Source organism: Acinetobacter johnsonii, from assembly GCF_048551975.1.
Taxonomy (GTDB): domain Bacteria; phylum Pseudomonadota; class Gammaproteobacteria; order Pseudomonadales; family Moraxellaceae; genus Acinetobacter; species Acinetobacter johnsonii_A.
In genome coordinates this window covers 14,274-35,205 of the sequence record NZ_JBIMCF010000023.1, presented here as the reverse complement: position 1 = coordinate 35,205, position 20,932 = coordinate 14,274, and the positions used below count along the sequence as shown (strand labels likewise).

At 40.5% G+C, this 20,932-nt stretch carries 17 protein-coding genes, 1 tRNA gene and 1 pseudogene; 12 read left to right on the top strand and 7 right to left on the bottom strand.

Going from position 1 to position 20,932, the window contains the following annotated elements; all coding sequences use genetic code 11:
- The 3 genes from ACG9ZB_RS14040 to ACG9ZB_RS14030 all read right to left on the bottom strand — a co-directional run bounded on the left by ACG9ZB_RS14040 (position 1) and on the right by ACG9ZB_RS14030 (position 4,906).
- On the bottom strand, positions 1–3,105 hold the full coding sequence (locus tag ACG9ZB_RS14040) for a multidrug efflux RND transporter permease subunit (RefSeq protein WP_419326379.1): 3,105 nt from the start codon (positions 3,103–3,105) through the stop codon (positions 1–3).
- Between the two features lie 2 nt (positions 3,106–3,107).
- Positions 3,108–4,268 carry an efflux RND transporter periplasmic adaptor subunit gene (locus tag ACG9ZB_RS14035; protein ID WP_419326378.1) on the bottom strand — a complete coding sequence of 387 codons (1,161 nt, stop codon included), beginning with the start codon at positions 4,266–4,268 and terminating at the stop codon, positions 3,108–3,110.
- A 561-nt stretch (positions 4,269–4,829) separates the two neighbouring features.
- Positions 4,830–4,906, bottom strand: a tRNA-Ile gene (locus ACG9ZB_RS14030).
- A 646-nt stretch (positions 4,907–5,552) separates the two neighbouring features.
- Between ACG9ZB_RS14030 and ACG9ZB_RS14025 the strand changes: the two genes are divergently transcribed.
- The gene (locus ACG9ZB_RS14025; RefSeq protein WP_419326376.1) at positions 5,553–6,125 is read left to right on the top strand and encodes a 1-acyl-sn-glycerol-3-phosphate acyltransferase; all 573 of its coding nucleotides are present in this window, start codon (positions 5,553–5,555) and stop codon (positions 6,123–6,125) included.
- Positions 6,126–6,387: 262 nt separating this feature from the next.
- Entirely contained in the window at positions 6,388–7,137 is a 750-nt protein-coding gene (locus tag ACG9ZB_RS14020; RefSeq protein WP_178927990.1) for a YebC/PmpR family DNA-binding transcriptional regulator, read from the top strand.
- Positions 7,138–7,517: 380 nt separating this feature from the next.
- Here the strand turns inward: ACG9ZB_RS14020 and ACG9ZB_RS14015 are convergent, their stop codons facing one another.
- Together ACG9ZB_RS14015 and ACG9ZB_RS14010 are read right to left on the bottom strand one after the other, a co-directional pair.
- A complete protein-coding gene (locus ACG9ZB_RS14015) occupies positions 7,518–7,988 on the bottom strand; it encodes an Lrp/AsnC family transcriptional regulator (protein ID WP_004693423.1) in 471 nt (156 codons plus the stop codon).
- A 282-nt stretch (positions 7,989–8,270) separates the two neighbouring features.
- On the bottom strand, positions 8,271–9,035 hold the full coding sequence (locus ACG9ZB_RS14010) for a glutathione S-transferase family protein (RefSeq protein ID WP_279697206.1): 765 nt from the start codon (positions 9,033–9,035) through the stop codon (positions 8,271–8,273).
- A gap of 380 nt (positions 9,036–9,415) precedes the next feature.
- Here ACG9ZB_RS14010 and ACG9ZB_RS14005 point away from each other — a divergent pair, with 380 nt between their 5' ends.
- The 9 genes and pseudogenes from ACG9ZB_RS14005 to ACG9ZB_RS13965 all read left to right on the top strand — a co-directional run bounded on the left by ACG9ZB_RS14005 (position 9,416) and on the right by ACG9ZB_RS13965 (position 18,656).
- The gene (locus tag ACG9ZB_RS14005) at positions 9,416–10,618 is read left to right on the top strand and encodes an SfnB family sulfur acquisition oxidoreductase (RefSeq protein ID WP_419326375.1); all 1,203 of its coding nucleotides are present in this window, start codon (positions 9,416–9,418) and stop codon (positions 10,616–10,618) included.
- A gap of 10 nt (positions 10,619–10,628) precedes the next feature.
- Positions 10,629–11,852 (top strand): SfnB family sulfur acquisition oxidoreductase, encoded by a 1,224-nt coding sequence (locus tag ACG9ZB_RS14000; protein ID WP_419326373.1) that lies wholly within the window; start codon positions 10,629–10,631, stop codon positions 11,850–11,852.
- Complete coding sequence (locus ACG9ZB_RS13995) at positions 11,852–13,276, top strand: LLM class flavin-dependent oxidoreductase (RefSeq protein WP_419326372.1); 1,425 nt, start codon at positions 11,852–11,854, stop codon at positions 13,274–13,276. The genes ACG9ZB_RS14000 and ACG9ZB_RS13995 overlap by 1 nt, the downstream gene beginning before the upstream one ends.
- A gap of 15 nt (positions 13,277–13,291) precedes the next feature.
- Positions 13,292–14,134, top strand: a complete 843-nt coding sequence (locus tag ACG9ZB_RS13990; protein ID WP_419326370.1) for a MetQ/NlpA family ABC transporter substrate-binding protein — start codon at positions 13,292–13,294, stop codon at positions 14,132–14,134.
- Between the two features lie 2 nt (positions 14,135–14,136).
- Positions 14,137–14,979, top strand: coding sequence for a MetQ/NlpA family ABC transporter substrate-binding protein (locus ACG9ZB_RS13985; RefSeq protein WP_419326400.1), 843 nt, complete (start codon positions 14,137–14,139; stop codon positions 14,977–14,979).
- A gap of 11 nt (positions 14,980–14,990) precedes the next feature.
- Positions 14,991–16,061 (top strand): annotated as a pseudogene (locus ACG9ZB_RS13980) (methionine ABC transporter ATP-binding protein).
- Complete coding sequence (locus ACG9ZB_RS13975) at positions 16,042–16,701, top strand: methionine ABC transporter permease (protein ID WP_419326368.1); 660 nt, start codon at positions 16,042–16,044, stop codon at positions 16,699–16,701. Before ACG9ZB_RS13980 ends, ACG9ZB_RS13975 begins: the two are co-directional and overlap by 20 nt.
- A 336-nt stretch (positions 16,702–17,037) precedes the next feature.
- Entirely contained in the window at positions 17,038–18,129 is a 1,092-nt protein-coding gene (gene ychF, locus ACG9ZB_RS13970) for a redox-regulated ATPase YchF (protein ID WP_004693442.1), read from the top strand.
- 188 nt (positions 18,130–18,317) lie between these two features.
- The gene (locus ACG9ZB_RS13965) at positions 18,318–18,656 is read left to right on the top strand and encodes a hypothetical protein (protein ID WP_419326367.1); all 339 of its coding nucleotides are present in this window, start codon (positions 18,318–18,320) and stop codon (positions 18,654–18,656) included.
- Positions 18,657–18,714: 58 nt separating this feature from the next.
- Here the strand turns inward: ACG9ZB_RS13965 and ACG9ZB_RS13960 are convergent, their stop codons facing one another.
- Positions 18,715–19,254: a DUF962 domain-containing protein gene (locus ACG9ZB_RS13960; RefSeq protein WP_419326365.1), complete on the bottom strand. Its 540-nt coding sequence runs from the start codon at positions 19,252–19,254 to the stop codon at positions 18,715–18,717.
- Positions 19,255–19,371: 117 nt separating this feature from the next.
- Here ACG9ZB_RS13960 and ACG9ZB_RS13955 point away from each other — a divergent pair, with 117 nt between their 5' ends.
- Positions 19,372–20,067: a Crp/Fnr family transcriptional regulator gene (locus ACG9ZB_RS13955; RefSeq protein ID WP_419326364.1), complete on the top strand. Its 696-nt coding sequence runs from the start codon at positions 19,372–19,374 to the stop codon at positions 20,065–20,067.
- Positions 20,068–20,360: 293 nt separating this feature from the next.
- Here the strand turns inward: ACG9ZB_RS13955 and ACG9ZB_RS13950 are convergent, their stop codons facing one another.
- On the bottom strand, positions 20,361–20,843 hold the full coding sequence (locus tag ACG9ZB_RS13950; protein ID WP_419326362.1) for a hypothetical protein: 483 nt from the start codon (positions 20,841–20,843) through the stop codon (positions 20,361–20,363).
- Between the last annotated feature and the right edge of the window lie 89 nt (positions 20,844–20,932).

The window sequence follows — 20,932 nt, the reverse complement described above, 5'->3', positions numbered from 1 at the left end:
CTACTCGTGAGAATGTTTTCGCTGAGAGAACTTTTCTACTATGTTCATCACGAAAATAAAGAATACTGGAACAAAAAAGATTGCCAGAATGGTGGCACTGATCATGCCGCCAAAGACGCCTGTACCAATGGCTTTTTGCGTTTCCGAACTGGCACCTGTCGCGATTACCAAGGGAATCACACCACAGGTAAATGCCAAAGACGTCATTAAAATAGGACGTAACCTCAGTTTTGCAGCGGCAACGGTTGCCTCCACCAAGCTCATACCCTCTTGTCTCAATGTTTTGGCAAACTCAACAATCAAAATTGCATTTTTTGCAGATAAACCAATAATGGTAATCAAACCAACTTTGAAAAAAATGTCATTGGGCATGCCTCTTATCATCACCGCAATAAATGCACCCACCATGCCAAGAGGAACCACCAGCATCACCGATAAAGGAATTGGCCAGCTTTCATACAGCGCAGCCAGCACCAAAAACACCACCAGCATCGATAAGATCAGCAAGAATGTGGTCTGCGCTTCAGACTGTCTTTCTTCCAGAGAAATCCCCGTCCACTCATAACCGACACCTTTAGGCAATTGTGCAATGAGACGTTCCATTTCAAGCATTGCTTGCCCTGAAGAAAATCCTGCTGCGGGACTCCCTGTGATACTTAAGGATGGTCGACCATTGTAGCGGTTGTAATGCTGTGGAGCGTGTTGCCAAACGGGTGTGATCACTTCAGACATCGATACCAATTTACCACTCTGGCTACTCACCTTAATTTTTACAATATCCTCAATGCTCATTCTAGATTTGGCATCCAGTTGTACAATCACTTGCTGCATACGATCCTGATTGGGGAAGTCATTGATATACATAGACCCCATAGAAGTCGAAATAATATCCGTGACATCGCTAAAATTGACACCAAGCGCCTGTAATTTTTCACGATCAATTTTAAGCTGTACTGTGCTCCCATCTGGTAAACCTTCGGCATACACCCCCGTGAGTTTTTTACTTTGTGTAGCAAGTGCAATCAGTTGATCTTGCGCTTTGATCAACGCATCCATCCCAATGTTGCCTCTATCCAGTAGACGCAAAGTAAAACCAGACGAAGTCCCTAATTCATCGATCGCGGGCGGTAAAACAGACATTGTCTGCCCCTCTGAGCTTTCGGTCATGGCCATATTGGCATTGTTTACAACCTCTTGAGCAGTAATGGTTCGCTCTTTAAAATCGGTCAGATTGGTAAAAAACATGGCAGTATTTTGACCTGAACCGCTAAATCCAAATCCTAAAATCGCCATATTGTCTTTGATGCCTTTTTCATGATTAAGAAATTGCTGAAACTCATCGACCACCTTCATGGTGCGCTGCTGAGTGGCATCTGCGGGCAACTGAATGGAGGTCATAAACCAGCCTTGATCTTCCTCTGGCATAAATGCAGTTGGCACCATTTTAAAACTGAAGATCAGCACCGCTACAATGCCCAAAAAAATCAGCATCGCAGGAAAAATATGCCGAGTCACTCGAAACAGTGCTTTTTCGTATTGACTATTCAATTTTTCGAAATTTCGATCAAACCAGCCAAAAAATCCTTTTTTTTCTTGGTGTGCATGAATAGGTTTTAGTAACGTTGCACATAAGGCAGGCGTGAATGTCAGTGCCAAGAATGCTGAAAACAAAATAGAAACCGACATAGTAATGGTAAATTGACGGTAAATAATCCCCACAGAGCCTGATGCTAAGGCCATCGGTAAAAATACCGCAGCCAAGACTAAGGTAATCCCGATAATGGGGTTGGTAATTTCAGTCATGGCTTTTGAGGTTGCTTCTACAGGAGACAAGTGTTCTGTTGCCATGATCCTTTCCACGTTCTCAATCACCACAATCGCGTCATCCACAATAATTCCGATGGCGAGCACCATGCCAAACATGGTTAACACGTTAATTGAAAACCCAGCCATCAGCATGACTGCAAAGGTTCCCAGCAAGGCAATTGGCGCCACAATTGCAGGAATTAAGGTATAGCGAATATTGTGAAGAAATATAAACATCACAATAAATACCAACACCATCGCCTCTAGCAAGGTGGTAATTACTTTTTCAATTGATACTTTTACAAAGGGCGCTGTATCGTACGGAATAGAAAATTTCATGCCTTGAGGTAAAGAGCCACTGAGCTGATCAAGTTTGGCTTGAACGCCTTGGGCGGTTTTCACTGCATTGGCACCGGGACTCATTTGAATGGCGATAGCCGTCGAGGGTTTACCATTTTCCAGAATGGCAAAATTATAAGACTGCGCACCAATTTCAATGCGAGCCACATCCGATAATTTAACATTTGCCCCATTTTTATTTGATTTCAGGCTGATATTTTCAAATTGCTCAATATTTTCAAGCTGACCTAAAGCGGTTAAAGGAATGGTAATCTGCTGATCTTTTGACGCAGGCAAATCTCCGATTCGCCCAGGAGAAATTGGAATATTCTGATTTTGAATGGCTGTATTAACATCTTTAATGCTAAGTCCGTATGCAACCAAGCGATCAGGATCGACCCAAATGCGCATGGCTTTTTCCGCACCAAAATTTTGAACCTTACCCACGCCATTGACCCGCTTAAGCTCTTCAATCACAAAGCGAGCCATGTAGTCACTCAGATCAACTTCAGAATAACGATTATCAGGGGAATTGAGTCCCACAATCATCAAAAATCCAGATGATGCAGCATCAACCATTAAACCTTGCTGCCTCACCGACTGTGGTAGTCTCGATTCAATTGCTTTGATCTTGTTTTGTACATCAACTTGGGCAAGTTCAACATCTGTACCAGGCTTAAAGGTCGCTGTGATGGTTGCACTGCCCGAGTTATCCGATGTAGAGCTGTAATAGAGTAAGTTTTTAACCCCTGACATCTCACGCTCAATCAAGGTGACTACACTATCATTGAGGGTTTTAGGCGTCGCACCAGGATAGGTTGCGGTAATACTGATTTGTGGAGGAGCTACACTGGGAAAACGGGCAATGGGTAATTTTGGGATACTCAGCACCCCAAATAAAATAATAAATAGTGCAATGACCCAAGCAAAAATTGGTCTACGTATGAAAAACTGAGACATTTTTAATGTGCTCCTTTTTCAGAGGTAGCTACAGATGGTTGCCAGATTTTTATTTTTAATTCCTGCTCTGGCTGAATACGATCAGCACCTTCAACCACGACCTTTTCACCAGCACTCAAGCCATTGGTTATCACATAATTACTTTGATAACGCTGCCCTAACTGAACAGGTTTAACAACAGCCTGCCCCTGCGGATTAATGACGGTAACATTGGTCTTGCCACTCACATCATGTTGAATTGCTTGTTCTGGTATCAAAATCGCGTTGTCAACTACAGCACGATTAATGTTGACCCGCACATACATGCCCGGTAAAAGCTCTTGCTGGTGATTATTAACGAGGATACGAATTGTGACATCACCCGTATCAGGATCAACATTGGTATCTGAAAACAATAATTTACCCTTTGCCTGATAAGGCTTGCCCTGACTATTTAAAATGACGACTTGAGGTTGCACATCGGATACTGTTCCTTGTTGCAACGCTTCTTGTAATTTCTCATATTCACTAATGGATTGTTTTACATCAACATAAACTTGACTGATCTGTTGAATGACAGCCATCGCCTTAGTATCTGCTTGACCAACCAATGCACCTTCCGTCACTAGAATCTGACCAATACGACCAGAAATCGGTGCTGTAACCGTAGAATATTTTAAGTTCAACTTTTGTCTGGTTAATGCTGCTTTTAGTTGAGCAACATCGGCTATCGCTTGACTATACGCTGTCTCAGTATTGTTATATTCTTGCTGGCTAATTGCATGGCTTGACAATAATTGTTCATAACGACCAAGAAGCGATTTTAAACGCATCACTTCAGCCTGAGCACGTTGCAATGTAGCGTGATTACTCTCTACATCTGCTTGCAAGATATCGGAATTAATTTTGAATAAAGGCTGCCCTGCTTTGACATCAGAACCTTGTGTAAATAAAACCTTTTCCACAATCCCCCCAACTTGTGGACGAATTTCTGCAATTCGGTAGGCTGCTACGCGTGCAGGAAGATTTTCAATAAGATGAATTGGCTGATGCTGTGCAGTAAACACGCTCACAACCGCAGGTGGCTGTTCAGTTTGAATTTCTTCAGCATTTCGTTTACAGCCCATAATCATGGCTGCACTCATCCCTAATGCACAAAGCTTAAGATGAAAGTGATTGTTCATTCTAACTACAACAAAATTAATGATAGTTGCTATTGTTAAAACTGAGTGTCAAATTTCTGCCAATATTGTGTTGAGATTGTGTGGAGATTATCTTTAATTATATTTAGAATTGGCTTTGTTGCATAAATATGTAAGCGTCTGATTTAAATAAATTTAATTTTGGATCAAAAAATAATCAAAACTTTTAAAATCATATAGTTATGAAATCTTTGTGCAACAAAGCCGTGCGGGCTTATTCATTTGAGAATTATATTGCTAGATAAGCCTTTACAGATAGGTTTGTGCAACAAAGCCTCGTCCACTCAAAATTAAATTAAATTGGCGAGAATACAGAAAGGAAAACTGGTCTAGTGAAGTTAAAGAGATATCTACAAAAGCTGAAGCAGGTTTCCGTGTTCACCCGAAACTTCAAGACTTCATTCCAAGCACAGATCAAAACCTAGTAGAACTATACAAAGAAACTGTTTGTTTAAGTTGATTTTATCTGCTTACCATTTGCTTACCAGAATCTAAAAACAAAAAAACCACTTACGATTAGTACACGTAAGTGGTTGTTTTATATGGTGGGCCCAGACAGACTTGAACTGTCGACCAACGGATTATGAGTCCGCTGCTCTAACCAACTGAGCTATAGGCCCTAATATGCTGAATTTGTTATATATCAACAAGTTCAGGCGAAATGAATACTAGCGAAGATTTTTTCAAAAGACAAGCTTTTTCATATATGGTTGTACACTATCCAAACAATCAGGGAAATTTAGATCATCAAACTGACATATTAGGTCTTTCACGATCTTTGAGTTACATACTAAGACTCAAAAGCACTTATAAATACTGGAATAATAAAATTTAATTAAATTGGATAAAAACTAAATACTGGCTTTTTCTTTTTTTCGTGACTCAATGAAAAACTCAACAATTGACCACAAAACAATCAAACTAAAGAGAACTATTGCACATAAAAAAGTCGAAAGATAAGCCATTTTAACAATCCTGAGCTTTGTTAAACCAAAGTTAAAGTGTGAAAATGCACACTTTAATCTTAGACCAAAGTCTAATCTGTCATTTAGATTATGAATAGTGGTATTTTCATTTTCAGCATATTTATTTTCTATTTGATTAGATTTAAAACATCTTAGTATTCAATTCTTGCCCTCTCCTTGTTCAACTGATGAGGATTCAAAACGATTCATAAAAGTAGCAAGTGCAATCAAGTAGGACTTGACTCAAAGAGTAAACAAGCAGACATTACCCTCTTTAAAAAACACTTGTATTTTTATGCTCATGTTAAAAAAATTCATTGGTGAGTCTTTGTTTAAACTCGCAGGCTGGAAATATCATGTACAACCAAACGTTTTGGAAGATAAGCAAGTCATTATTGGTTTTGAACATACTTCTATGTTGGATGCTGTCTTGTCACTGGCGATTTTTCACATCTACGATATGAAAATCCATACTCTGATTAAAAAAGAATTATTTAAAGGGCCAATGAAGCCCATACTCGAAGCCATTGGTGGCATCGCGGTCGATCGCAAGTCAAATAAAGACATTGTGTCTCAAATGGTTGAGCACTTTACCCAAAATAAAAAATTCAATTTAGTGATTGCACCAGAAGCAACACGTGCCAAAACAGGTGAAGTACGCAAACCTATTCGTACTGGGTTTTGGCATATTGCTAAAGCAGCAAATGTGCCTATTGTACTGATGTACGCGAATTCAAAAACTAAGCAAGGCGGTATTTTTGGAAAAATCTACCCAACAGATCTAGATCATGACTTAGCGCTTATTAAAGCACTTTATAAAGAGCATGTTGGTTTAGATATTGAGATTCCAGAACCTAAAACTGCTGCACAATAAGATCGTTTAATTAACCTAAAAGAATCTGAAGACGTTATTCTTTTAGGTCTCTGTGGGTATTTCCCAACAGTTAATTTTTAAAGTGAACTTTCTTTATAAGGTAAATTTGAAATAACTGTATTTATTTCAAACAATTTTAATTCTTTTTTTGTTTGTTCAGGCGATTTTCAGAAAAACACCTACTTTCGCATAAAAAAGTGCTTATGGTAGAATTTGCACAATTTGATAGGCACAAAGCCAATCTACAAGGAGCATATTTCGCATGGCGGGTCATTCCAAGTGGGCCAATATTAAGCATCGTAAAGCAAAACAAGATGCTAGCCGTGGTAAACTTTTTACCAAATTTATTCGTGAATTAACAACTGCTGCAAAGCTTGGCGGTGGTGATGCTGCAAGCAACCCACGTCTTCGTGCAGTTGTAGAAAAAGCGCTTTCTGTAAACATGACACGTGACGTCATCAACCGTGCAATCCAACGTGGTGCTGGTGGCGAAGATAACGATGATTTAAAAGAAATTACTTACGAAGGTTATGGTGTTGGTGGTGTCGCAGTTATTGTGGAAACCATGACTGACAACTTAAACCGTACTGTACCAGATGTCCGTCACTGTTTCTCAAAAACAGATGGTAACTTAGGCACAAATGGTTCAGTTGCTTTCTTATTCACAAAACGTGGTGAGATCACTTTTGAAGATGTGTCTTTAGAAGATCAAATCATGGACGTAGCCCTTGAAGCAGGTGCTGAAGATATCGAAGTGGATGAAAATGAAATCTTAGTCATTACTACACCTGAATCTTTTGGTGACGTACAAGATGCTTTAACTGCTGCAGGTTTAAAATCGGACAATGCTGAAGTGGTCATGAGCCCTTCAACTAAAGCCGAAATCACCGATATCGATCAAGCCAAAAAAATTATGAAAATGATTGATATGCTGGAAGATTTAGATGATGTACAAAACGTTTATACCAACGTTGAGTTCTCTGACGCGGTATTGGCAGAATTAGACGCCTAATCTGCTGCTTTAAAAAAATGCGTTCTCAAATATGATTTTGAGAGCGCATTTTTTATGACTGATTGAATACCTTTTCAATAAATTTTGCTTTTTTAAATCGATATTCATCTATCATTAAATATTGGCTGTCTTGCTTTAATTAGTTACACGCCGTCACTAATTTTTGATTTTCCAACAAACAATCACGAACTATCAGAAAACTTTACCACCGAGCGTTTTTCACGACCAATTGAATAGTAACATCATCCTGCTGTAGCACCTCTAACATACACAGCTCATGTGTTCTTCAGGTACTAGGGCTAAAATTATGGCTGATAATATGCAAACTTTTGAAAGTAGGAAACCTACTACTCATTAGACTCATACAAGTTCAGCGTGACTTAGACTTTGCTCAACAAACCACTACAGTTAAAAACGTTATATTCTTTAATCACAAAGCTTGAGTGGAGTGCCACTACATGTTCGATTTTACCAATGCGTTTGAGTAAAATATCACTATAGTTTTCCATATCTCTTGCCACAACTTCAACAATAAAATCTGCTGACTGCCCTGTCACTAAAAAGGCATTGGTCACTTCAGGAATATTTTCTAGCTCTTCTAAAAACTTGGAAAAAGTGTCGGTATCGTGCTTGCTCAAAGATACTTGTAGCAAAACATGTAGACTAAAACCGAGCTTTTGATAGTTAATGTCACGCTTAACTTTGGTCATAATGTCGTTATCAATGAGGTGCTTAATACGACGATGTACTGAACTGACCGATAGATTAATACGCTCTGATAATTCGTTTAGATTGATATCTTCATTACTTAAAATTTCTAAAATTTGCTTATCAAAACGATCTAATTCCATTATTTAACTCTCATCACAACTTATGTTTGTTTATAGGTGTTTATTTTATATTAAGCATTTCAAATGAAAGATAAAGCTTATTTGCATTTTTTTTCATATATTTTGAGATTGATAAAAAGATATCAGCTTTTTCAAACAAAGAGTGCCATGATCTTTTACAAAGTTATAAATAGACTGAGAAACTTTCTATTCAGCTTCTATAAATCATGATATTGAAAATACAATAAAGGCAAAGGTATCTGTATCACACACCACCTTTGCCTTGTTAGGCTTGAGCTTATCTTAAACGCCGCGCCAGTCGACTCGAGCATTGCGCTCGGTTTGATAGACTCTTAAAACATACTGCCCTAAGGGTAAATTGGTTAAATAGGTTTTATAAGCACTAAATTCTTCAGATAGACTTTCCTCATGGTCTTTTTCCCAAGGTGTCCCCTTAATTTCCAGCACAGGCGCTAACATCGAACATACAGCAATATCCGCCAAACCTAAACGATCCCCGACAAAGTAACGTCCATGATTAGCAATTAACTTCTCATTCAATACTTCAATTAAACGCTGCATTTCGGCTTTGGAATGCTCTATTTTCTCTGCATTCAACTCATAGCCTTTCGACATTAATGTTTTCATTAAAGGTTTGGTGTATTTCTCAAATTTACGTAAATATCCCTTTTCGCCCAACATAATCTGTAACGATTGATCGTTATCGGACAATGCATGTGCCAACCCCCAACGGCGCACATGCAATCCTAAATCATTGGCTAGAGCATTAACATCTAAAGCCTCTTTACGAAGCTGTGCCTCATTACGTAACAATCGATGTTCTGGATAACGCTCATCCAGATATAATGCTATATCGGTGGTATCTGCGACCCATTTGTCTTGATCACGTAAAATAGGCAATTTATTCTGCCCTGTCTTTAACTGCGCAAAGGCCCGATGAACCCCAGGCACTACATTTTGCGCGACAAAATCTAGCTCTTTATGATCGAGCAACCAGCGAGCTTTCTCACAAAAATGAGATAAAGGAAACTGGTATAAAGTTCTCATAAATGCTCCACATTTATTTTTCTATTTTGGCTTTTCAGAAAAACCATCTATTTCAGTTGGATACTTTAGTCACTGTATTTAGGATTTACAATGTACTTTTTACTCAAAACTGCCTAGAAAATATTCAACAGCCTTTATCAAATTTATACGTTTTTTTCTCTACAATATCTCAAATCTTGATAACCAAGGCTTTAATCATACTATTCATCCCTTCTTTAAATTAGTTATTCCTTATTTTTCAACTTCTTGACATATCATCTAAATGATTAAACTTAGCATATTTTATTTTTAACTTTTTAGCTGCTAAGTAATTCAAAATCCTTCATTTAATCATTCAAGCAATCCCAAGTAGCGTATAGGCATTAAGTAAAGGTGCTTTTATGTCTCATACACTCTCTAAAAATATTCACGTGATACAAAATGATCAGGATGCGATTAATGCAGCTTATCATGTCGCTGACTTTGCCTTAGAAGGTCGGGATCAACGTGATCAGAACCGTCAGCTTCCTTTTGCTGAAGTCGAATTATTTACCCAAAAAGGATTAGGCGGTATTCGTATTCCTCAAGCTTTTGGAGGCGCATTTGTTTCCAACAAAACCTTAGCCCAGGTTTTTCGCATTATTAATAAAGCCGACTCAAGTGTCGGTCAAATTCCACAAAACCAAATTGCGCTGCTCAACATGATTGATATCTTGGGCAACGAACAACAAAAACAGTTTATTTTTAATGAAATATTAAACGGCAAACGCCTTGCCAATGGCGGCCCTGAACGAAATACCAAAGACACTAAAACTCTGAGTACAACATTAAACATTGAAAATGGTCGTTATTATGTCGATGGTGAAAAGTTCTACTCTACAGGCAGTAGCTTTGCCCATTGGTTAGCCATTAAAGCCATTCACCCTGAAGAATATGTGGTACTGACGCTTGTTGATGCCACAGCACAAGGTGTTGAAGTCATCGATAACTGGAACGGTTTTGGTCAGCGTACAACCTCAAGTGGCACAGTAAAATTACAACGGGTTGAAGTCGATCCACTCCTTATCTTTGATGAGCGGAAATTGGCTGAAGACGTCAATTATCGCGGTGCTTTCTCACAGTTAATGCAAGTTGCGATTGATGTCGGCATAGCAGAAGCCGCATTTGAAGATACTTTGTCAGCAGTTAAAAAAGCCCGACCAATTGTCGATGCGCAAGTTGAGAAAGCCTGTTTTGAACATTACACCTTACAAGAAGTCGGCAAATCTGCAGTGCTGCTGGATGCCGCTATCCTACTGCTCGATGAAGCTGCTGAATATTTAGATGAGCTCGACCAACTGAGCGTCGTCAGTACCGAACAAGCAGCTAAAGCCTCTATCTTAGTCGCCGAGGCGAAGGTCTATGCCAATGATGCTGCACTACAAATTTCTGAAAAACTCCTAGAGCTTGGCGGCAGTCGTTCGAGCCTAAGCCAACATAATTTAGATCAACATTGGCGCAATGCACGTGTGCATACCTTACACGACCCGATCCGCTGGAAGCTGCATGCACTGGGTAACTACTATTTAAATAACACTTTCCCTGCTCGCCACGCTTGGATTTAAGGAGAACGTCATGACTTCATTTCAACCCATTGTTCCTCTTCAATCCCAAGACACGGCGTATGCACATATTATTCAAAGCGATGCTGAAGCCTTAGAGATTGCCAAAAATTTAGCTGAGCAGTTTAAACAACAGGCTATCCAACGTGATGCGGAACGTCTTTTGCCTTTTGAGGAAATCGAAGCATATAGTCAATCTGGGCTCTGGGCGATTACTGTACCGAAGGAATTCGGGGGCGCAAATGTTTCCAGCTATACGGTCGCGCAAATTATTGCACTAATGAGTGGTGTGGATGGTTCGATTGGACAAATTCCCCAGAACCATTTCTATGCCTTAGAGGTTTTACGTAACAACGGTACTGAACAACAAAAGCGTAAACTCTATGCAGAAGTGCTAAAAGGTGCACGCTTTGGTAATGCCTTGGCAGAGTTTAAAACTAAAAATGCAACACAAAAACAAACTGCACTCAGCCAAACTGAACAAGGCTATGTGGTCAATGGTGAAAAGTTTTATTGCACAGGCAGTCTGTTTGCAGACCGCATCCCCACTTTAGTCAAAGATGCCGATGACAAAGAGTTTCTGGTCTTTATCCCGCGTAGTAGTACAGGACTCAAACTGATTGATGATTGGTCGGGTTTTGGTCAACGTACCACAGGCAGCGGTACAGTCAAATTCAATCATGTCGCTGTAGATGCTGAGGATATTGTTCCTTTCGATACCGCTTTTTCTAGACCAACTCTGGTGGGGCCTTTTGCTCAAATTATGCATGCTGCCATTGAAACAGGCATTGCGCGTGCTTCTTTCGAGGAAACACTGGTTCGTGTGCGTCAGGCTCGCCCATGGATTGACTCTGCTGTTGAACAGGCAACCGATGATCCTCTAACACAGTTTGAACTGGGACGAGTAATTGCCGATGTACGTGCCAGTGAAGTCTTACTCAAACAAGCAGCTCGCTCTATTGATGCAGCACGTCCTAATCCAACCATTGATAACATTGCCAAAGCATCTCTCGATGTAGCGAAAGTTCGTGCACACAGCACAGAAACAGCTTTAAAAGCCGCTTCGAAATTGATTGAACTGGCAGGCAGTCGTGGTAGTCAGCGTGAAGATGGCTTAGACCGCTTTTGGCGTAATGCACGTGTTCACACGCTACACGACGCGTCACGTTGGAAATATTACTTCATTGCCAATTATCTTCTTAATGGTGTACTTCCGCCACGTAGAGGGACATTGTAATGACACTATCATCTCAAAATAACAAGCCGAAGCAAATCATCCTGAATGCCTTTGATATGAATAGCGTAGGTCATATCAATCATGGTTTGTGGACACACCCACGTGATGAGTCGCATCGTTTTAATGAGCTCAGCTATTGGACCGATTTGGCGCAAACTTTAGAGCAAGGTTTATTTGATGGTTTGTTTATCGCCGACATTACGGGTGTCTACGATGTTTATCAAAATGGTCTGGATTTAACCCTAAAAGAGTCAATTCAACTTCCAAGCCATGACCCAAGTACACTCGTTTCAGCAATGGCTGCCGTTACACAGCACTTAGGGTTTGGCGTCACTGTGAACTTGAGCTATGAGTCGCCTTATCAGTTTGCACGGCGCTTTGCAAGCCTTGACCATTTAACCCACGGTCGTATTGGTTGGAACATTGTCACGGGTTACTTAGACAGCGCAGAACGGTTAATTGGTCAAAAAGGTTTAAAAGATCACGACTTGCGTTATGAACAAGCTGAAGAGTTTCTCGAACTTTGCTATAAATTTTGGGAAGGTTCTTGGGAAGACGATGCCGTACAAAAAGATAAACTAAACCGGGTCTTTACCGATCCTTCAAAAGTTCATGCCATACAGCATGAAGGCAAATTTTTCCAAAGTCAGGGCATTTTTCAGGTTTCCCCATCTATTCAGCGGACGCCTGTACTTTATCAAGCGGGCGCTTCAAGTAAAGGCTTAGCTTTTGCAACTCAACATGCTGAAGCCATGTTTATTGGTGCTGACACGCCTGAAAAACTCAAACAGCAAGTCGATAAGATTCGTGTGCTTGCATTAAGACATGGACGTGATGAACAAGCCATTAAACTCTTTGTTGGCATTAGTGTAGTGACGGCAGAAACGGATGAACTCGCACAAGAAAAACTCGCCGACTATATTCGCTATGCCAGTCCAGAAGCAGGTTTGGCACATTTTTCCAGTTCAGTCGGAATTGATTTAGCACAGTTTACAGATGATGAAGCGATTCCTTATAAACAAACCAATAGCATTGCCTCGGTTAATAACAAATTTAAAGAGCAAAAAGTTACCCGAGCTGATTTAAAAGCCCAACATGTACTCGGTGGACGCTATCCACTGATCATCGGGAGTGGAAAAACCGTAGCAGAAAAACTCATTCAGCTCATAGATGAAACTGGCGTAGATGGCTTTAACCTTACACGAACCGTTGCCCCAGAGTCACATCAAGACTTTATTCGTTGGGTCATCCCAGAATTACAAGAGCGTGGCCGTTATAAAACTGCCTATGAAACAGGTAGTTTACGCCACAAATTATTCGCTCAAGGTAACCGACTGTCCGCAGACCACCCAGTACAGCAGTATCGCTGTCAAAGCTCGCCCCTCATACTCAAACACAGCAAAAACAAACCGCATAAATTTTAAAATACGAGAAATATCATGGCTCAAACTGTAAAAACAAAATTTACCATTATTGGGGTAATTGTCGCCGCTATCGTCATCGCACTAGTGGCTTGGTCTTATCATAAAAAATCGAGTAACACTGAACTGGTGATTGGGATCAGCCCACCCTTTGCCAATCCATTAAACGTGGCTGTGGAAGAAGCGAAACAGCAAGGTATCAAGGTCAAACTGGTCGAGTTTTCGGATTGGAATACCCCCAATATCACGCTCAACCATGGTGATATTGATGCCAACTATTTTCAGCATCAGCCCTTCTTAGATAACGCCATTAAAGAAACCCAATTTAAACTCAAAGCACTGGATAAAGGCGTCATCACACACGTCGGTTTATATTCAAAAAAATATGACTCGATTGCCGCGATTCCTGAAAATGCACGTACAGTTATTCCAAATGATCCAGTAAATCAAGGTCGTGCGCTTTTACTGTTACAACAGGCCAAATTGATTAGCTTAAAAGATCCGAACAATCACCTATCCAACCTACAAGATATTGTCAACAACCCTAAAAAGCTCCAGTTTATTGAAGTTGAAGGTCCACAAACTGCGCGTGCCGTTGATGATGCTGACTTGGTTTTTAGCTATCCACATTATTTACGTCTTGCAAAAACCATCGACCCAAATGATGCGCTGATCTTAGATGACAACACCAACACCCTGTATTCGATTTTATTTGTGGTGCGTGACGACTACCAACAGAAACATCCAGAGAAAGCAGCACAGCTTGAAAAGTTCATCAAGATTTATCAAACGTCTGACAAAGTTAAACAGACTTTGAATAGTGAAATTGGTGAAAAACTTTGGTTCCCTGGTTGGAAGTGAGTATAAGCCATGCGCAATCCTTCACTCAAAATCGAAAAAAATGGCTGATTGGCTTAAGCGTCATCGTGGCAATTTTGGCTCTAGCGGGTTACCGCTATAGCAAAAGCCATGCACAAGATGATGTCTTAACGATTGGTATTAGCCCACCTTATGCCGAATTACTACAAAGCGTAGCAGACGATGTAAAAAAGCAAGGCATTCAGGTCAAACTGGTTGAATTCTCGGACTGGCATGCGCCAAATATTGCTGTGCAAAATGGTGACATTGATGCCAACTTTTTTCAGCAAAGTGTCTTTCTGAGCAATGCAATTCGCGAAACAAATTATGACCTGCATGCATTCGCCACAGGAACAGGAAGTCATGTCGGACTGTATTCAAAAAAATATAAGTCCTTAGATGCACTAGCAGCTCAAGCACGTGTGGTTATTCCCAATGATCCTGTGAATTCGGCGCGTGCACTGATTTTACTGCATCGTGCGGGTTTGATTCAGTTCAAAGATATCAACAATGAATTGTGTACCGTAAAAGATATTGTGAGCAATCCTAAACAACTTCAGTTTATTGAAGTAGAAGGCCCACAAACTGCCCATGCATTTAATGATGCCGATTTAATTTTTGGCTTCCCGCATTATTTAAAAATGGCTAAGGTCACAGATCCGCATCATACCCTTTTTCTTGATCCGATAGACAAGAAATACGCCATTTTATTTGTGACACGTAAAGACTATCCAGACCAAAACCAAAAACTTGCGACTTTTGTGCAAGCATTCCAAAACTCAAAACATGTTCAAGAAATTTTAGACCGTGATTTTGGCCAAGGTCTGTGGTTTGAAGGCTGGAAATAAGGAGAAAAAGAATGGTCAGCTTTGGTTCTCATGTGGATTTTTCCATTCCACATATCAAAATTCGTAATTTAAACAAACACTATGCAGTTCAAGGGCATAGTGTACATGCACTCAAAAATATTGACCTCGACATCCCGACAGGGAAAGTGTTTGGCATTATTGGCAAAAGTGGCGCGGGTAAATCTTCCCTGCTCCGCACCTTAAATGGTTTAGAACGTATTAGTGAAGGTCATATCCATATCCATCAGCAAGACTTGGCAACATTGAGTCATGCTGAATTAATTCAGCTCCGCCAACGCATTGGCATGATTTTCTAACATTTTAATTTAATGTCTGCCAAAACAGTCTATGAAAATGTCGCACTGCCCCTCATCGTTGCCAATTATCCCAAACAAGACATCGAACAACGAGTCAATGAAGTTTTACAGTTGGTTGGGCTGAGCGATAAGGTTCAGCATTACCCATCACAACTGTCTGGCGGTCAAAAACAGCGTGTCGGCATTGCCCGTGCATTGGTCCACCATCCTAAAATTTTACTCTGTGATGAAGCAACATCTGCACTTGATCCAGAAAGCACCTCTGTAGTGTTGTCGCTACTCAAAGAGATCAATCAGAAGTTGGGTATCACCATTGTATTGATTACCCATGAAATGCAGGTGATTCGGGAAATCTGCGATCAGGTCGTGGTCATTGATGGCGGTGAAATTGTGGAATCAGGTGAAGTTTGGTCTGTGTTCTCTCAACCGCAGCAAGGCATTACCCAAGAACTGCTGAATCTAGAACAACTCGATTTGCCTTTTCGCTTAAATGCGGGACCCACGCAGCTCGATACACATGCCATTTTCAAAATTCGCTCGACTTCAGATGCGCATCATCCACCTGACTTAAAACAGATTTTGGAGCACTTTCCACAAACTGTACATTTGTATCAAAGTCAGGTCGACACCATCCAAAACCATTTAATTGGAACATTCGTTATTGCTGTTCCCACACAGGGCTTAGAAATTCAATCACTACTACAAAAACTAAAAGCGCATGTGACACATGTAGAGGTACTTGGCTATGCACGACCAACTCATTGATTTATTACTGACAGGTACTATCGACACCTTAATCATGGTCGGTGCATCCGCATTTTTTGCCTTACTCATTGGTCTGCCAATCGCAGTGGTTCTCGTCAGCACCTCTGAGCATGGCATTTATCCGTCTAAAAGTATTAACCATAGTTTAGGCTGGTTGGTGAATATCACCCGTTCTGTTCCCTTCTTGATTTTGATGGTCGCCCTCATTCCACTCACACGTTGGATTGTAGGCACCAGTTATGGTGTTTGGGCAGCCGTTGTCCCTTTAACCTTAGCAGCAACCCCCTTTTTTGCACGAATTGCAGAAGTCAGTTTACGCGAAGTGGATCAAGGGTTGATTGAGGCTGCACAAGCGATCGGCTGTAACCGTACTCAAATCATTTGGCATGTGTTGTTACCTGAGGCGCTACCAGGAATTGTCGCGGGTTTTACAGTGACCATTGTGACCATGATTAACTCCTCTGCCATTGCAGGCGCCATTGGTGCAGGTGGTTTAGGTGATATCGCCTATCGTTATGGTTATCAGCGTTTTGATATGCAGATCATGTTGGCCGTGATTGTCGTGCTTGTAATTTTGGTTATGTGTGTGCAAGCAATTGGAGACAATCTGGCAAATCAACTGGATAAGAGGAAAGTTTAATCCCATCTTCCACATCAAGTAGAGCACTATACTGTCTACTCACATTTTCTAGCCACCTCCTTTTTCTGAGGAGGGTATTTCAATATGAAGTTCACGCAATTTTCATGAAAGACTCAAGCCAGTGTATAGACAATGATCTACATGCAACTGACCTCTTAAATCTGGTTTCTTTATTAAAAGAAAAGGCTTAAAAGGCTCGTACATAGGGCTTAAATGAGGAAGTTCTTCCCACAACATGATTTACAACTTTGATTCTTCTCCCCTGACACCTGACTTTGTCATGGCTTTCATGTAAAATCACTGGCAATTTTTATATAACACGTTGTGAGTTATTTCATGGGTTTTAATTGCGGTATTGTCGGCTTGCCGAACGTTGGTAAATCTACACTTTTCAATGCATTGACTAAAGCTGCTATTGCTGCTGAAAACTTCCCATTCTGTACCATTGAACCAAACACAGGCATCGTTCCTGTACCAGATCCACGTTTAGACAAATTAACAGCAATTGTAAAACCTCAACGTGTCATTCCAACGACGATGGAATTTGTAGACATCGCAGGTTTAGTTGCGGGTGCATCTAAAGGTGAAGGCTTGGGGAACCAATTCCTTGCAAACATCCGTGAAACGGATGCAATTGCTCACGTTGTACGTTGTTTTGAAGATGAAAACGTTATTCACGTTAACGGTAAAATTGACCCGCTTGATGACATTGCAACCATCAACACGGAACTTGCACTTGCTGACTTAGAAACTGTGACAAAAGCAGTGACTCGTTTAGCAAAATCTGCAAAAGGTGGCGACAAAGAAGCGCTTGCAACCAAAGCAGTTTTAGACAAAATTTTGCCTTTACTTGATGAAGGCAAACCTGCTCGCGCAGCTGACCTAGACGACGACGAACGTAAACTGGTTCGTGGTTTTGGTTTAATGACTTTAAAACCAACCATGTATATTGCGAACGTTGCAGAAGATGGTTTTGAAAACAACCCGCATTTAGATGCTGTAAAAAAACTTGCAGCTGAAGAAAATGCAATCGTCGTTCCGCTTTGCAACCAAATCGAAGCCGAGATTTCACTGCTTGAAGATGAAGACCGTGCTGAGTTCCTTGAAGCTTTAGGTATGGAAGAACCGGGTCTAAACGTGGTTATCCGCGCTGGCTACGGGCTTTTAGGTTTACAGACTTACTTCACGGCGGGTGTACAAGAAGTTCGTGCTTGGACCGTTAAAGTAGGTGCAACTGCACCACAAGCGGCGGGTGTAATCCACACTGACTTCGAAAAAGGCTTTATCCGTGCTGAATGTGTTGCTTATAACGACTTCGTTCAATACAACGGTGAAGCAGGCGCGAAAGAAGCAGGTAAATGGCGTTTAGAAGGTAAAACATACATCGTTCAAGACGGTGATGTTCTACACTTCCGCTTTAATGTATAAGTTGTTCAGAATATAAAAAACCCGATACCCATCGGGTTTTTTATAAGCTTAAACCAAGCTTAAAAACAGCATTAAATAACATATGAACACCTGATCCGCTTGGATCTCACACAATATTATCACTTCTATTCTTTCGTATTATCGCTAATTTAATCACAGGCACTAATGCCTTCATTGAACAAACGAAAATGAAAAAGATCAGCATATTTATTGCAGCAGGTTTATTCACAACGCTTAGCGCTACAGCATTTGCATGCCCACAAGGAACAACACTGTCGGGTGGTACAGGTACAAATCATAAAGGTGGTAAGTGCGTCGCAATCATGAGCGTGACGAAACATGATCAGGCAATGAAACAAGAAAAAATGACAAAACATGATCCAACCATGAAGCAAGATAAAATGGTGAAACATGATTCAATGAAAGCCAATGATATGACTAATAAGTCCCATAAAGATGCTCATGCTCCAAACCTGAATACACCCAAAGCTCAACCAGATATGCATAAAGTCGCGAAAACATCTTAAAACAGCATAAAAAAAGCCAGTGAAATTCACTGGCTTTTTTATCGATAAAATAATTCAGTTAATGTGATGTCACAGAGACATGCTTATTATCCATTGCAGCACGCTGTTTACGCGCTTCATCTAACATGCGTTGTTCAATGTCTTTTCTAAAGCCAAGCATAAACACCATTTCCGCCAAAACAAATAATGGTCCAATAGCTAGGCCAATTACATCATCTATAAAGGCCGGTTTTTTCTTCTCATAGAAATGCCCGACAAACTGGAACGCCCAGCCGACGACAAAAACACCAATACTGAGACCTAACCAAAGACCCAAATCAAACTGTGCAATTTTATAAGCCAATGGATAAGCAATGGCATAGATCACTAGCATGATCACACCAAAAATTCGATCTAAGCTCAGGTAGTAAACAATACTCGCTAAGATCAAAACCGTCGCCAAAGTAATTTCAAAACTGCCAATAGTTATGCCAGCTCTTGCGGTTAAGCACATAATTGAAAACACAATCAGCGGAATACCCACAAAGTGGGTCACGATATTTTTATGATCAAGATGATAAGCTGCATACTGACTTAATAATTTTTCTAATTTACTCATACTGTATTTCCTTATTGCATGATATTGATCACGATATAGAATAACTTTAAAGGAAAACAGCACATCAGGTTGTCGTCGACCTGACAAGTTGCTCGATCAATCACGAAAGGACGCGGAATGCTGGAAGTTCAACATCAACAACAATTACTCAATAACAATTGGTTCGCCAAACTACCACACGCCTATCAACAATATATTGTGCAACATGCCAAATATAGTGAGGTTGCAAAAGACCAAGCTGTTTTTCACTCTGGAGATTTATTTGATGGCATCTATGCAGTCTTGAATGGTGCAATTCGCTTAGGTCATGTCGACATTGAAGGTAAAGAAGCCGTTGCAGCAATCGCAGAACCGATTATGTGGTTTGGAGAAATTTCTTTAATAGATCAGCAACCGCGTTCGCACGATGCGATTGCTATTCAAAAAAGCACCCTACTCCATCTACCTAAACGTGATGTTGAGGATTTTATCCAAGCCACCCCAGAATTTTGGTTTCATATTGCTCAACTTGCTTCGCAGAAGTTACGCCTCGCTTTTTTAGAACTAATCGCAATCCAAAGTCAAAATATCAGTCAACGACTGGGTCAACGATTACTGTTTATTTTAAGCGGTTATGGCAACCATCTGTCGATTACCAATGATGAAATCCATTTATCACAGGAGCAACTGGCTCAAATGCTGATGTGTTCGCGCCAAACCATCAACCAAGAACTTCAAAACTTAGAAAAACAAGGAATACTGGCAATTGCTTTTAAAAAGATTAAGATTTTAGATCCTGCAAAGCTGCATACAATTGCACATAGCTCAGAATAGACAATCAAGCTTGCTCCTTAAGAGCGCAGCTCACATAGAAATAATGTATAAAAATATTGCTACACGGCGTAACGTCCTGGCTATTTGTCTCAACGACTTTGGACTGCTGTGGCAGCATTTGACCAATAATTAAGTAAACGTTGTAGCAGCTAATTTTTTTAAATGAACCCTTAAAATTTGACTCAATTTTTATATTTTAGTGCATAGGAATATTTTTATTATGTTATTCATTAAAGCTACAACCATAAAAAAACGAGTTTTAAAAACTCGCTTTTGGGCATGCTACATCGGTCTTAGACGCCTACTTTTTTAGGGTCTGTATTGCCTAAACTTGGGTTATCAATTGCGCCCCGACATTGTGCTTTATCACGTTCATAATCGCTCTGTTTCTGTGCAACACTTGACGAACCGTCTAAGGTCTCACGTGCCCATACTTCTAAACTGGTCACGGCCTTACGACACAGTGCGTATTTCCCTTCGGTCACTGAGTCTGTCATTTTGACATTAATACGCCAGTCCGTACTGAGTTTACGTGCAGGATGACGAACTTTAGCTTCTATCTGATCCAGTTGCTTGTTATAGATCAAGCCATCTACTTCATTGATAAACACCCAAGCACGCTGGGCATATTCCGTCGCGTCATTGGTAATTTTTGGCGCAGCCTTAATTTCTACTTTTTGTTCAGGAGCTTGCTCTGACTGCCCACAAGCTTGCAAAAGTAAACTGCTTACAATGATTGCAGTCAGCCCTAAAGTACGTAATTCGAGCTTCAACATGGTTAAACGCCTCAACAAACAATTGGGCACTATGCTAGTGAATTCAGTTACAATACACAATCAATTTTGACCCATTGATAAAGTCTTCT